Origin of the sequence: Protofrankia sp. Cas4, from assembly GCF_963555915.1 — a bacterium.
Lineage (GTDB): Bacteria > Actinomycetota > Actinomycetes > Frankiales > Frankiaceae > Protofrankia.
The window spans coordinates 1-13,865 of record NZ_CAUVXL010000064.1; the positions used below are offsets into that span (position 1 = coordinate 1).

Below are 13,865 nucleotides of genomic sequence, written 5' to 3' on the forward strand. Positions count from 1 at the left end.
CGGGTTTGTAGCGCCGTGACCTGCCAGCGCCCTCTGCTCGTTTCCATTCGCAAGGCGAGGGCCGATACGCGCTCGCCTCGGGCGATCACCGCGGCAACCCCTTCCCGGGGCTCGCATATCCGCACGCAGCGCAAGGTGTAGCGCTGTTTGCGGACGTTGTTCGCGGCCAGCTGTTCGAGGTCTGCCTGGACCTGCGCAGACGTCCACGTGGCAAGGTGCGCGACGGGCCGGATGCCGGTCATGGCCTCCACGATGGCGCGCACGACAACGGTCGCGACGGCACGCGCCGTCGGGGTGGAGCGGTTGGGCGCCTCGACAGGTCCGGACCTGGCTGTGGGCCGCCTTGGCCCGTTGGCGGACCCGGTGCCGGACCCGTGCCGTGTTGGATCATCCATGCGGGTGCCGGGCAGAGCGAGGACGACGGGAGCCGCCGCGCAGTGGGCGGGCGGCGATGCGACCAAGGCCACCGCTTGTGGGTCGTCATCATACGGAGGGTCGGTGGGCGTGATCGGTATCTGGTAGAAGCGACGTGCGCGGGTGGAGCTTGCACGTGCGGGTGCCACAACGGTCACAGCGCTGTTCTCCAGGTCGGCGGGGCGGGCGGGGTCAAGGCCCGGGGCGGGGCGGCTGGAGCCGCTGACCGGGCAGGATCGTGTCGGGGTCAGGGCCGATCACATGCTCGTTGGCGGCCCACCACCGTGGCCATTCCCGCGCGATCTGCGCGGTGGTCGTGTCTGGCCCGAGAGAACGGGCGGCGATTGCCCAGAGAGTGTCGCCGCGGAGCACGACGACCTCGGCGCTGGCCAGGACGCTGGTACCGGATGGTGGGGATGGCGGCTGTCCGGGGGTACCGATTCCGAGCGGCCCAGACGCTACCAGAGGATCGCGTGACGGGGCGGCGTGCGGGTCGAGGTCGAGGTCGGGCCAGGGCGTCTGGGCATTGGCCGATATGCCGGGGTCAGGGGCGGAATCGGCGGACCGGCCAGGGGAGCTGGCTGCCTGTGTGGGTAACGTCGTTGGCGCCGCTTGCGTGGGAGCGAGCCCGGCGGGCCGGACGTTCAGTGGGACGGCGGCGTCTGTATGCGGGGACACACCCGGTGCACCCGATGGTGTCGCGGTTGCGTGCGGGGTGGCGGGTAGGTCCGGGCTGTCGTGCGGTTCAAGGTCCGGCCAGCGAAAATCGGTCGGTGTCGGCGTGCTCACAGCCGTATGCCGGCTACTAGGACCTGGGCTGGCCGGGGCGAGCTGAGGGGCTGGGGCGGCGTCCGCAGGCGCAAGCGTCGTCGGTGTCCCTCGGATGTCGATGTCAGGCCAGCTGGCCGAGGAGGAGGCCACGCCCGTGGTGGTTGCTGCTCCGCTGGTTGCCGTCGGACTCACCGCCAACGCCGGTACGGCGGTTCCGGCGGCGATGGTGACGCCGAGCGCGATCTCAAGAATATGTCGCATAGCGCTTGGGAGAACGCGCCGAGCGACGGCTGCGGCCGCTCGTCCGCCGGCACCGGGCAGCATCGCCAGCACGCCGAGGACGAATCCCGCGCACAGCCACAGCAGGCATGCCCAGGCGGCGAGGCCGACGACGGTCGTGAGCGCATGCTCAGGATCTGCGCTGACCCAGTCGGGTACGGCGCTGATGGCATCCGGAAGGTCCGCCCGCCGCGGACCTTCTCTGATCATTAATACTGTCAGTACCGCAGCGGCGGCCGATCCCCCGATGAAGACGGACAGGCGCCGGCCAGCTGACATCGGCGACCTCCAGACTGGCCGGTGGATGATGATGAAATATGTTGTTTGGCTGTGTTTGCTTGTGTAGTCCTCTGTCGAAATGCTGTCAAGCGGGTTTGTGTTGTTTGCTCGCTGTTGCTCATGGAGTGTCGGCTGCGACCCTGGATGCGGTGGATCGTCCGGCAGGTCGGATGATGTGTTGCCGGGCGCTCAAAGTCGATCGGCCTGACCGCTGCGGCCGGTCCGGCTGCACGGGCCGGTCCAGCCGCACGGGCCGGTCCGGGAACGAGGAAGGGGGCCGGGTTGCGCTGGGAAGCCCTGTTTGCTGATCTTGAGATGCAGTGGGAGGCCGCGCAAGCGGCTGAACTCGATGCGGAGCTTGTCGACAGAAGCCGCCGTGAAGTCGCCTACCTGCGCCTACTCGACAGACTGCGGCCGGCGGTCGGATCGTCGCTGCGCATCGGGGTGCTGGTAGGTGGGCGGGAGGGGGAAGCCGGTCAGGTCCTGGGCGGCCGGCTTGCCGTGCTCGGGATGGACTGGTTACTTCTGCAGGAGTCCGCGGCCCAGGAAGTGCTGGTTCCATTCCGTTCCGTACTCTGGGTGCGTGGGCTGACCGCGGTATCCGCCCAACCTGGCCATGAAGGTCCGCTGGCCGTGCGGCTCGACCTGCCGTACGCGCTGCGTGGCGTGGTGCGCGATCGTTCGGTCTGCTCGGTTGTGGTGTTGGACGGTACCGCTGTGACGGGCACCATCGACCGGGTCGGAGCGGACTTCGTCGAGGTCGCCGAACATCCCGGCGACGAGTTCCGCCGGGCCCGGTCGGTCCAGGCAGTGCGGACCGTCCCGCTGTCGTCGGTCAGTTTCGTGCGCCGAACCCCCTGATGGGGAGTGCCTGCGTACGAGCCGGACAGCCGGCGCTCGAAAACATGCGTCGGCTGGTCGGCTAGTCGGCGTACCGGTCGTCGGCGGGCGCATCGCCGCGACCGAGCGGATTGGCGACCACGAACGCGCGGGTCTGCTCGTATGCCCGCTGGATGTAAGCCTCCAGCTCGGTGCGCTCCACCCGCCACTGCCCGCGTCCACCGATCTTGATTGCCGGGAGTTCACCCGAGCGGACCAGCGCGTAGGTCTGGCTCGACGAGATGTTGAGAATCTCCGCCACATCGCTGAGCTGAAGGAAGCGCTCGTTCATCGGCCTGTCTCCCTGGCGATGGATGGGTCGTGACCCCTGTGTATCAGACTCTGCGGCCCGGATCGCCTGTGAATGCCTCTACTTGTGGATAACAGCTGCCATTCGCCTGATTGTGCTGGTCGGTTCCAGGCCGTCGTCGCAGACCACGTACGCTCGGCGATCAGGGAGTCTCGGACATCCACGACCATCCGGTCTGTGTCGCGGCGCCCGCTGTCCGCCAATCAGCAGCTCCTGGCTGGCCAACGACGCCGCCGTCGTGGGCACCGCCGGACACGAGCCACCTGGAGGTCCGGGTGACCGACCTCACGCCCGCAGCCACACGTACCGAGGGGCCGGCGGCGGTGCCGTCACCGCCGGGGCGCCGGCTGACCCGCCCGCGCTGGCGCGACTCCCGCCTGCTCATCGGCGTCCTGCTGGTGCTGGTGTCCGTTGTGCTGGGCGCACGCCTGTTCGCCACGGCGGACAGGACCCGCGCCTGGGTGGTGGCGAAGGGGGACCTGCCGGCCGGGCATGTCGTGGTGGCTGGTGATCTGGCCACGACCTCGGCGTACCTGAGCCTGGACGCCGCGAAGCGTTACTACCCCGGCGAGCGTGGTCCGGAGATAGTCGGGGCGATGCTTTCCCGTCCGGTTTCAGCCGGGGAACTGGTCAGCGGCGCTGACTTCGTGCGCAGTAACGTCATCCCGACACGGCTGGTGTCGGTGGTCGTGAAGGACGGTCGGGCACCGTCTCTCGCTCCGGGTGATCATGTGGATCTCTTCGCCTACCAGCGTTCCAACACCGTGGCTCCAAGCGCGGCACTGCAGGCTGGCCAGTCTGCGCAGGCAGCTCAATCAGCGGTGGGAAGCAGCGGCACGGAGGTTCTGGTGCTGCACGACGTCGAGTTCATCTCGAGGGAGACTCTCACTGGTGGTGCCCACTCGTTGACGTTGAGAGTTCCGGTCGATCTCGCCATCAATGCTGTGGCAGCCTCGCAAAGTGAGCGGGTCGACCTCGTCAAGCTGGAACGCGGCGCCCGTGGCGATGTGGGCGGGGCTGGTCCAAGCGCTGTGCCGGGATATGCGCAATGAGCCTCCCGATCCTCACCGCGGTCACCAACTCGGTGGTCGAGTCCGGGCTCGTGACCGCCTTCGACCGCCGTGACCTCGGGGTGACGGTCGTCCGGCGATGTGTGGATCTGCCCGACCTGCTCGCTGCCGCCACAACGGGCGCCGCGCGGGCCGCGTTGGTGTCGGCGGACCTACGCCGCTTGGACCGGGAGGCGCTGACGCGTCTGGCGATCGCCGGGGTCGCGGCAATCGGGTTGATTGTGCCGGGCGACGAGGATGGCGAGCGCAGGCTGCGCCAGCTCGGTGTCGCGGCGGTGATCGCAACTGACTCGACCGCAGAGGTGGTCGCGGCCGCCGTGGTGGAGGCGGCCCGGGCGCTTTCCGACCGTGGCCACGCGGCGTTGCCCACGGGCTCCTACAGCGAGCCGATGGCGGGCTTTGCCGCCGTGGCGCCAGTGGTGCCGGTGCCCGATGCCGTCGACCTGCCTGAACTCGGCGCGGGTCGGGTGATCGCGGTCTGGGGTCCCACCGGCGCGCCGGGCCGCACCACGGTGGCGTTGTGTCTGGCGGCCGAACTGGCCGGGATGGGGATGTCGACGGTGCTTGTCGACGCCGATGTCTACGGCGGATCGATCGGCCAGCTGGTGGGGCTGCTGGAGGAGGCCCCCGGGCTTGCCGCCGCCGCCCGGGCGGCGAACCAGGGCACCCTGGACGTGCCCCGCCTCGCGGTGCTGTGCAGGGACCTGGGCGGCGGATTGCGGGTCCTGCCCGGGATCGCCCGGCCGGCGAGATGGCCGGAGCTGCGACCGGCGTCCATCGAGGTGGTGCTGGCACTGGCACGAAGGCTGGCGAGTTTTGTCGTGGTCGACTGTGGGTTCTGTCTTGAGATGGACGAGGAGCTGTCTTTCGACACGGCCGCTCCACGCCGCAACGGGGCGACCCAGGCGGTACTCGGCGCCGCCGACACCATCCTGGCCGTGGCATCGGCGGAGCCGGTGGGCCTGGTTCGTTTCGTCCGCGGCCTGTCCGATCTGCGCGAGGTCGTTCCCGGGACGGATCCGTGGATCGTGGTGAACCGGCTGCGCGGCTCGGCCGTCGGTGGCGACGCCCGGCGGGAGGTGTCTCGCGCGATGGTGCGCCATGTCGGCTCGGAGCCGGTCGCGCTGGTGCCCCTGGACACGGCTGCGATGGACACCGCCCAGGCCGCCGGCCAGCTGCTGCGTGATGTCGCTCCGCAGTCGCCGGCCCGGCTCGCGATCGGCGAACTCGCCGCGCGGGTGGCCGGCCGCCCGGTACGCGGGCGCCGTCGACGCTCGGCCACGCGTCGCTGAGCGCGTTCACACGAGGTGCCACAGGTCCGGGCGACCGACCCCGGTTGCGTATATCGTATTTTTTCGAAAATGTCCTTTTAATCCTCGCGTCGAACGGTTACTGACCGCGCTTCCTGGGCAGTCTGTCTGGGTGACTGATCGTACGGAAAGAGGAGCGGTTGGCGGGCGGTTCGCTGTTCGCAGCGGCGTGTCGGGGCCGGCGGCGGCGTCGCCGCCGTCGGCATCGGCGTTCTGACCCGACAGGTGGACTGATCGTTGCCGGAAGGTAACAATTGTGTCGAGGGGGTCACGTTTTGCATATTTAAGGGGCAACCAACCATTTTTGATGACAGCAAGTTAGGGTGAGCACTTGCGTCATCGCAGTAGGCGGGAGTAATAAATGATCATCAAATGCTCTATCAAGGTGGCGGGGGGTGTAATCGGGTGAGCCGGGAGTACGCCAAGGCCGTGGGAGCCCGTCTTCGGGCCATACGGATCCAGCAGGGAATGTCGCTGCAGGGGGTGGAGCAGAAGTCACGCGGGCGATGGAAGACCGCGGCGGTCGGTTCGTACGAGCGCGGCGATCGGATGATCAGCGTCCATCAACTGTCGGAGCTGGCGGCGTTCTACGGCGTGCCGGTGTCGGCGCTTCTGCCGGACGAGGAGGCGTTGCCGCCGCGCGAGCACCGGCCCCGTACCGTCCTCAATCTGAAAAAGCTCACGGAGGCACCGCCGGACTCCTCCGCGCTGGTACGGCGTTGGGTCGCGCAGATTCAGCGCCAGCGTGACGACTACGCCGGGCAGGTCCTGTCCATCCGGGACGGTGATCTGCGGGCGTTGGCCCTCCTGCACGACACCACGCCGCAGGAGTTCGCCGAACGGCTGCGGGTGTGGGGTGTGCTTGAGACCAGTTTCGGTGAGGAGGAGCCCTCGGAGTAAGGCCGGTGCAGAGCCGGGCGCGTTCACGTCGTCGCTGCCAGATCTGGGCGGCGGTTGGCGGCGAGATCGCGTGCACCCCGAGGGTGCGCGCACAGCGGGAGGTGGCTGATGGTTAGCAGACGGGCGCCCCGTCGTGGACTAGTCCTGGGTGCCGGGGGCGTGCTCGGATCGGCATGGATGATCGGCGCGCTGCGCGCATACGAGGACGCGACCGGGATCGACGTCCGCACCATGGACATGGTCGTCGGCACATCCGCCGGAGCGGTCCTCGCCGCTCTGATCGGGACCGGCACCGGGGTCGAGACGATGGTCAACTCCGAGTACGGGCGGCCGCTGTTCGGTGATCCGGTTCTGGACTACACGCGGCTCGGTTCGGCGTTGCCGCCGAGGCCGCGCATGCGGATCGGCTCCCGCCGGCTGTTGGCCGCCTCGGCGCGCCATCCACGCAGCGTCACTCCGTTGGTGGCTCTGGTCTCCCTGCTCCCGCAGGGGCGCGGGACGCTTGCCGCGATCGGCGAGCTCGTGTCCGCGGCGGACAGTACCGTCCCCACCCGGCCTGCATGGGTGAAACCGTGGATCGTCGCCATGGACTACGACACCGGGACCCGGGTCGTGTTCGGCTCGCCGGGGGCGCCGCGGGCTTCGCTCGCGGAGGCAGTGATGGCCTCCTGCGCGATTCCGTCCTGGTATGCGCCGGTCATGATCGGTGGGCGGCCATACGTCGACGGCGGGACGAGGTCGCCGGCGTCGGTGGACGTGCTCACCGACGCCGGGCTGGACGAAGCACTCGTGCTCGCCCCTGCCTGCTCCGTCGCACTGGACCAACCGCGGGGCGCCCTGGCCCGACTCGAACGCCAGATGCGGCGGTGGGCGACCCGGGTGGTGATGCGCGAGGCCGAACTGCTGCGATCCGCTGGCACGAAGGTCACGGTCATCTGCCCGGGGCCGGCGGACCTGGCGGTCATCGGCGCCAACGTCATGGACCTCAGCCGCCGCCGCGAGGTGTTCGAGACCTCGCTGCAGACCAGCGCGGCGGTCCTGGCGCTGCCCGACGCCGCGGGTGGGCCGCTCGCGGCCGCCGGTTGAGCTGCCGGTACGACCGGCGGTACGCCCGCCGGTTCAACCGGCGGTTCAACCGGCGGGCGAGGGGGTCTATCACCCCGGGTGGACCGGCCTCCGGGCCTGGCCGGGTTAGAGCGCCCGCCAACCCCACCCCCGGCCGGACGGTGGGGTTGCGCCCGGCACACTGGCATGGTGCGTGTGTATCTGGCGTCAACCCTGTCGGCGGCTCAGGGTGTCCTCGCGGACCGGGTGGTTCCCGCCGGCCTGGGCTTCGCCGTGACCGGATCGGTGCGGGAGTGGTACGCCCGGTCCGACACGGACGAGATGGAGTACGCCCTGCTCCTTGAGGCGGCCCGGGCCAGCCTCAGGTTGCTCGATGCCGATCCGAGGGCACCGCGGCGCCGGCTCGTGTTCGCGGTGGAGGTTGACGACCACCACGTGCGGTTTCGTGATGATCTTGATCGTGGGGTGGTCGAGGTCACGGTACCCGTGCCGATAGCGGAGGTCCGGGCCATCCACGTGGATGGCGCAGATGCGCAGGCCGCTGTCGAGGCGGCCGCGGCAGCCATGGTGGAGGCCGATCTCGGCGGCGAGGATGCGGCCTTCCTGGTCGACGAGGCCGACGGGTATGAACTGCTCTGGTACGCCACCCAGGAACTGGCGGATCTCATTTAGAGCGCCCCTATTGTCGGTCGCTCTCAGCGCCTGGTCCAGACGCTGATGGGTGGATCTCCCGCATTGGTTCTGGCGCATTGGTTCTGCTGCACAGTCAAGGGGTGGCTCGGATGGATGCCGTCACGGTCGTTCCGGAGCCGGTGAACGAACCGGTCCGCGACTACGCGCCGCGCAGCGCATGGCGTGACCGCCTGCAGACGGCGCTCACCGCGATGGCCGATGACCACGTCGAGCTACCGCTGGTGATCGCGGGTGCGTCGCGGCCGGGAACGGGCGAGCCCTTCGATGTGGTGGCCCCGCACCGCCGTGCGTTGGTGCTGGGGTCGGGCCGTGCGGCGGCACCGCGGGACGTCGCCGACGCCGTCGATGCGGCGCTCGCGGCCGGGCCGGGCTGGCGGGCGTTGGGCCAGGACGACCGCGCGGCTGTGTTCCTGCGGGCGGCGCAGCTGCTCGCAGGGCGGTGGCGGGACACCGTCAACGCCGCAACCATGCTGGGGCAGAGCAAGAGCTGTTACCAGGCGGAGATCGACGCGGCCTGCGAACTGATCGATTTCTGGCGTTTCAACGTCGCGTTCGCCCGCGAGATCGTCGCCGGGCAGCCGGCCTCGTCCCCCGGGACATGGAACCGCATGGACTACCGCCCGCTCGAGGGGTTCGTCCTCGCGGTGACACCGTTCAACTTCACCTCGATCGCGGCGAATCTGGCGACCGCCCCGGCGATCATGGGTAATACGGTGGTCTGGAAGCCCAGCCCGACCCAGCAGCTCGCCGCCCACCACACCATGTCGTTGCTGGCGGAGGCCGGCCTACCCCCTGGAGTGGTCAACATGGTCACCGGGGACGGCGCGGCCGTCTCCGCGGTCGCGCTGCGCCACCGTGATCTCGCCGGCGTGCATTTCACCGGCTCCACCGCCACCTTTCGCGGGATGTGGCGGACGGTCGCCGACGGGATCGAGGGTTACCGCACCTACCCGCGGCTGGTCGGTGAGACCGGTGGCAAGGACTTCGTCCTGGTTCATCCCAGTGCCGACCCGGATGCCGTGCTGGTCGCCCTCGTCCGCGGTGCGTTCGAGTACCAGGGACAGAAGTGCTCGGCGGTGTCCCGCGCCTACCTGCCCGCCTCGATGTGGCAGGCGGGCCTGCGGGACCGCCTGGTGGCCGAGACCGCCGCGGTGACCTATGGCGATGTGTCGGACCTGAGTCTTTTCGGCGGTGCGGTGATCGACCGACGCGCATTCGACCGGCTGGCGGCACTGCTCGCGCGGTTGCGGGCGGATCCGGCGGTGTCGGTCCTCGTCGGTGGCGGTACCGACGACCGGGTCGGGTACTTCGTGGAACCGACCGTGGTGGTGTGTGCCGACCCCGCGCACGAAGTGTTCGCGGCTGAGTACTTTGGACCGATTCTGGCCGTGCATGTGTACGACGATCGGCCGAGGCCGGATTCGGATGCATTTTCCACGATCATGAAGGATGTTGCGGATGCCGCGCCTTATGCGCTGACGGGCGCGGTATTCGGCCGCGACCGGGCCGCCCTCGCCGCGGCCACCGAGGCATTGCGTTACAGCGCTGGAAACTTCTACCTCAACGACAAACCGACGGGCGCTGTGGTGGGCCGGCAGCCGTTCGGCGGGTCGCGTGCGAGCGGTACCAATGACAAGGCGGGTTCCGAGCTGAACCTGCTGCGGTGGGTCTCCCCGCGGGCACTCAAGGAGACCTTCGACCCGCCGCGAACAGTGGCCTATCCACATATGGCCTGAAAGATCGACAATGTACGTCGACGGTGCATGCGAACGCTGTCTCGGACGGTGTCTCGGCCGGTGTCGTGCCGGCGGCGGACGCCCGGACCACACCCGTTGCCGGTTGGTTGTCCGGTAGGAACTGGACGTCTGAAACATGGCTGTGCAATGGTTCGTTACCGGGAGCGACAACCATGCTGTTCTGCCTTTCACGTCGGAGAGCTGCCGGCCGAGAGGACCTTGGCTGGCCCGATCGTGGGTTTTCACGCCGCCGGCGGGATGCCCTGATCAATGATCAAGTATGTGGACCGCGCCTCACGGCGGGATAGTCCGGCACCGGTAGGAAAGATCGCTCCTGTCCTTCGCGATACTTTGTCAAGGATTACGGGTGCGCCCGGCGCACCCGCGGAAGACCCTGAAATTTATGATCATATCCTCGGACGACGTCGGAGGCTGTCACCCGTTCCGGTGTGGATCTAAACGAAGCACACCGCGGGAAGGAGGCTGATCGCTCGTGCTCTACCTTGCCGGCCAGATCCTGGTGTTCGTCGCGGTGGCGCTTGTCATCGGCGTGCTGCTTGCCTGGGTGTTCCTTATCGGCCCGATGCGTCGCCAGAGCGAGGAGGCACGCCGCGCCCTCGCCGCCGGCTACGTCGGGCTGGGCGCGGCCCAGCCGCCCGTGGCGGACGACCGGGCTGGTAGCGCCGCGGTCGTGCCCGGCGCCGCGATGCCCGGCGCCGCGATGCCCGGCGCCGCGGCGGCCGGTGCCGAGGTTGATGAGGGGGGCACGGCGGGTCGTGACACGACGGCAGATGCGGCGGTTCTCGTCACGGAACTGAGCGTGCGCCTTCGCCGCCAGGACAACGAGTGGGCGTTGGAGAAGGTGGCGCTCACGGCGCGGCTGAGCGCCGCCGAGCAGCGGGCGGCCGACTCCGAGCAACGGGTTGCCGCGGTGGAGCGTCAGGTCCTCGCCGCGGGCCGGCGGGTGCGGACGATCGAGGGCGCGCTCGCCGACGCTGAGGCTCACGGGCGGGCCAACCGACAGACCAGCATGCCCGTTCGTGCGGTACCGGTCGCTCGGGCGGCGCTGCATGCCGGTGGTTCGTCGGCTGGTTTCTGGGATGGTCCGTTGGACGGTCCGTTGGACGGTCCGTCGGACGGTCCGTCGGACGGCGCCGACACCGGCGAGAGATCCGGTCTGGTCGTTGTCGTGGCGGCCCAGGCCAACGGACACGCGGACGGCCGTGCCGCTGAGACGCTCGCCGCTGAGGCCGCGCAGCTGCGGGTGCAGCTCGCCGAGGCCGAAGGCCGGGCGGCAAAGTTCTCCTCCCGGTTGGCGATGGCCCGAACCGAGGCGGAGGACGCGCAGCGTCAGGTCGCGACGATGACGACCAGGCTCGATCGTCATCAGGTCGAGTGGGCGGCGGAGAAGGTTCGGCTGCTGGCTCGGATCGGCACGACCGAGCACAGCGTGAACGGTGCCGACCCCGGGAACACCCCGGACGGGCGCGAGGACGTCCCGGTCGGCACAGACGGACGCAAGGACGTCCCGGTCGATACAGACGGACGTGAGGACGTCCCGGTCGATACAGACGACGCTTGGACGGTTCTGGAGCAGGACCGCGACCGCGAGGGGTACGTCAGCGTCGACAGCGGGTGTGCCGACGATTTCGTCTTCGACGGGAAGGACCCTGCTCTCGCCGATGTGGTCCCGGTGCGGACCGCCCGACCCGTACCGGGCGAGCTGTCTGACCAGTCCCACGGGCTCCTGCCCGGCTCGGTCGCGCTCGCCCAGCTGACGGCCTCCGGTGGGTTCGGGTCCTTTTCCGTCCTGATGCCGACCGCGGATACCGCAGCCCGGCGGGACAATCTCAAAGAGATCGTGGGGATCGGCCCGGTTGTGGAGGCGCGCCTTTACGCGTTCGGCATCGCGAGCTTCCGCCAGCTTGCCGAGCTCGACGAGGACGGCGTCGACAGCCTTGTCCGGGTACTCGACGGGTTTGGTGACCGGCTTGTCTCGGACGACTGGGTGGGCCAGGCGCGCTCCCTGTACGAGCGCCACCACGGAAACGTGGCCTGATCCGGTGTGCGCGTCGCCGTTGCGTACCTGACCGCATCGCACGTCTCGCCAGCGCGGCGCACAAGCGGAGCTGTGCTGACGGAGTGTCACCAGCGGATTGTTTTCGATGGTGGCGGTCGCGGTGGGCGTTTCCCCGGTTCATTGAAACGGTCAGATTAACGGCTGTCTCACTCCATGATTGCGGCTACCCGCCCCAGCCCCCTCCTTGACCCGCGCCACTACTGCCAGGCGCTCTTAACGATGTGAATCTGATGCTCCTACCACAACACCAGATTCACATCGTTCCCACAGAGCGTCCGGCAACAGGGGCGCGGCCTCGCGGGGCCGGGGCACGCACCTCGCATCATCGCTCCCCATCCATCGCTCCCCATCCATCGCTGCGCGATGCACGGGTAGCTCGGCTTGTCGGTCGATACCCAACACCGCCGGTGCGTCCCTCCTCGCACCTCGCGATCTACCCGCCCCAGCCCCCTCCTTGACCCACGCCACTATTGCCGGGCGCTCTTTACGTAATGCTTGCTCGGTGGAAAATATGATCATTTCTCTCCCGTGGGGGGGCGTTCGTGGGCCGGTGTGGGTGGGATGCGATGGTTGTGGAAATATGGACCGGGAGCTGAGCGGACACGGTCCACGCACTGCCGGCACTGCCGGCACTGCCGGTGCTCCCGGTGCTCCCGGTGCTCCCGGTGCTCCCGGGAAGCCGGTGGCCCGGGGGGTGGGGGAAGGCGGGACGTGGGACCGGGGGCTTGATTACCGGCGACCTTCTTTCTACGCTTCGCGATAATTGTCGGGATCGGATCGGTCCGAGCGGGTGACCAGGGAGATCGGGTTTTCTGTGACAACACGCGGCGGCTGGATGGACGCCACTTCGCTCATTGAGACCGAAGTGCGTGAACTGGTCCGGCGTCGATCCCTCGACCCGGTTCACGAACCCACCCGGATCCGCCAGCTCGTCGAGGACGTCCTGGGCGAATACGAGGAACGGACGCTCACCAGCGACCTCCCCGCGATTGTCGACCGGGCCACCACCGCGCGGCTTGTCCACGACGCGGTCGCCGGCTTCGGACCGCTACAACGTCATCTGGACGACCCGAGCGTGGAAGAAATCTGGATCAACGAGCCTGGGCGCGTCTTCGTCGCGCGGAACGGGCGCAGCGAGCTGACCACGACGATCCTGAGTGCCGATCAGGTACAGGACCTGGTCGAACGGATGCTGAAGAGTTCCGGGCGCCGGGTGGATCTGTCCACTCCGTTCGTGGACGCCATGTTGCCGGACGGGTCGCGCCTGCACGTGGTCATCCCCGACGTCACCCGCGTCCACTGGTCGGTCAACATCCGCAAGTTCGTCGTGTCCGCCGCCAGCATGGACGAACTGGTCGATCTGTCGACGATCACATCGTCGGCGGCAGCCTTCCTGGAGGCCGCCGTCGCCTCCGGACTGAACATCATCGTGGCTGGCGGAACGCAGGCGGGGAAGACGACCATGCTCAACTGCCTCGGTTCGGCGGTCCCCGGTCGGGAACGGGTCATCACCTGTGAGGAGGTCTTCGAGCTCAGGCTGCGGGCCCCGGACTGGGTCGCCATGCAGACCCGCCAGGCCAACCTGGAGGGCACCGGCGAGATCCGGCTCCGGCGTCTGATCAAGGAAGCCCTCCGGATGCGTCCCGACCGGATCATTGTCGGCGAGGTCCGGCAGGAAGAGGCCCTCGACCTCCTGATCGCTCTCAACTCGGGCCTGCCCGGGATGTGCAGCCTGCATGCGAACTCGGCCCGCGAGGCGGTCACCAAACTGTGCACCCTGCCGCTGCTCGCCGGGGAGAACGTCAGCCACTCCTTTGTGGTGCCGACGGTTGCCGCCAGCGTCGACCTTGTCGTGCATCTCACCAAGGACGCGCACGGGCGGCGTCGGGTGACCGAGATCGTGTCACTGTCGGGACGCACGGAGGGGGACGTGATCGAAACCGCGCAGATCTACCGGTCACGCGGCGACACCCTGGTTCGCGCTGACGGGTACCCGCCACACGCCGACCGGTTCGCCCGAGCCGGCTACGATCTGCCAGCCCTGCTCGCCTCGACCGATCGTGACCGGCGGGACCGGAT

12 protein-coding genes are annotated in these 13,865 nt (G+C 68.8%); 9 read left to right on the top strand and 3 right to left on the bottom strand.

Features of this window, described 5'->3' with window-relative positions:
* Both U9979_RS06530 and U9979_RS06535 read right to left on the bottom strand, forming a co-directional pair.
* Positions 1 to 572: Rv3235 family protein (locus tag U9979_RS06530; protein ID WP_322778661.1), on the bottom strand; the 572-nt coding region annotated here is incomplete at its 3' end.
* A 34-nt stretch (positions 573 to 606) separates the two neighbouring features.
* Positions 607 to 1,743: a LysM peptidoglycan-binding domain-containing protein gene (locus tag U9979_RS06535; protein WP_322778662.1), complete on the bottom strand. Its 1,137-nt coding sequence runs from the start codon at positions 1,741 to 1,743 to the stop codon at positions 607 to 609.
* A 282-nt stretch (positions 1,744 to 2,025) separates the two neighbouring features.
* Between U9979_RS06535 and U9979_RS06540 the strand changes: the two genes are divergently transcribed.
* On the top strand, positions 2,026 to 2,604 hold the full coding sequence (locus tag U9979_RS06540; protein WP_322778663.1) for a hypothetical protein: 579 nt from the start codon (positions 2,026 to 2,028) through the stop codon (positions 2,602 to 2,604).
* A 61-nt stretch (positions 2,605 to 2,665) separates the two neighbouring features.
* On the opposite strand, the gene U9979_RS06545 is transcribed toward U9979_RS06540, so the two are convergent.
* On the bottom strand, positions 2,666 to 2,914 hold the full coding sequence (locus U9979_RS06545) for a helix-turn-helix domain-containing protein (RefSeq protein ID WP_322750217.1): 249 nt from the start codon (positions 2,912 to 2,914) through the stop codon (positions 2,666 to 2,668).
* 293 nt (positions 2,915 to 3,207) lie between these two features.
* Between U9979_RS06545 and U9979_RS06550 the strand changes: the two genes are divergently transcribed.
* The 8 genes from U9979_RS06550 to U9979_RS06585 form a co-directional block, all read left to right on the top strand.
* Entirely contained in the window at positions 3,208 to 3,984 is a 777-nt protein-coding gene (locus U9979_RS06550) for an SAF domain-containing protein (RefSeq protein ID WP_322755120.1), read from the top strand.
* The gene (locus U9979_RS06555) at positions 3,981 to 5,294 is read left to right on the top strand and encodes an AAA family ATPase (protein WP_322751651.1); all 1,314 of its coding nucleotides are present in this window, start codon (positions 3,981 to 3,983) and stop codon (positions 5,292 to 5,294) included. Before U9979_RS06550 ends, U9979_RS06555 begins: the two co-directional genes overlap by 4 nt.
* Positions 5,295 to 5,717: 423 nt before the next feature.
* Positions 5,718 to 6,212 (top strand): transcriptional regulator, encoded by a 495-nt coding sequence (locus U9979_RS06560; protein WP_322751650.1) that lies wholly within the window; start codon positions 5,718 to 5,720, stop codon positions 6,210 to 6,212.
* A 108-nt stretch (positions 6,213 to 6,320) separates the two neighbouring features.
* Positions 6,321 to 7,298, top strand: coding sequence for a patatin-like phospholipase family protein (locus tag U9979_RS06565; RefSeq protein WP_322751649.1), 978 nt, complete (start codon positions 6,321 to 6,323; stop codon positions 7,296 to 7,298).
* 168 nt (positions 7,299 to 7,466) lie between these two features.
* A complete protein-coding gene (locus U9979_RS06570) occupies positions 7,467 to 7,949 on the top strand; it encodes a DUF6912 family protein (RefSeq protein WP_322751653.1) in 483 nt (160 codons plus the stop codon).
* A gap of 110 nt (positions 7,950 to 8,059) precedes the next feature.
* Positions 8,060 to 9,706, top strand: coding sequence for an L-glutamate gamma-semialdehyde dehydrogenase (gene pruA / locus U9979_RS06575; protein ID WP_322778664.1), 1,647 nt, complete (start codon positions 8,060 to 8,062; stop codon positions 9,704 to 9,706).
* Positions 9,707 to 10,199: 493 nt separating this feature from the next.
* Positions 10,200 to 11,765, top strand: coding sequence for a hypothetical protein (locus U9979_RS06580; protein ID WP_322778665.1), 1,566 nt, complete (start codon positions 10,200 to 10,202; stop codon positions 11,763 to 11,765).
* An 856-nt stretch (positions 11,766 to 12,621) separates the two neighbouring features.
* A partial coding sequence (locus tag U9979_RS06585) for a CpaF family protein (RefSeq protein ID WP_322778666.1) occupies positions 12,622 to 13,865 on the top strand: 1,244 nt, incomplete at its 3' end.

Excerpts from the sequence above, each read along its gene's own strand:
- U9979_RS06535 (WP_322778662.1), bottom strand. The coding sequence starts at position 1,743 with ATGTCAGCTGGCCGGCGCCTGTCCGTCTTCATCGGGGGATCGGCCGCC.
- U9979_RS06545 (WP_322750217.1), bottom strand. The coding sequence starts at position 2,914 with ATGAACGAGCGCTTCCTTCAGCTCAGCGATGTGGCGGAGATTCTCAAC.
- U9979_RS06555 (WP_322751651.1), top strand. The coding sequence starts at position 3,981 with ATGAGCCTCCCGATCCTCACCGCGGTCACCAACTCGGTGGTCGAGTCC.
- U9979_RS06565 (WP_322751649.1), top strand. The coding sequence starts at position 6,321 with ATGGTTAGCAGACGGGCGCCCCGTCGTGGACTAGTCCTGGGTGCCGGG.
- pruA (WP_322778664.1), top strand. The coding sequence starts at position 8,060 with ATGGATGCCGTCACGGTCGTTCCGGAGCCGGTGAACGAACCGGTCCGC.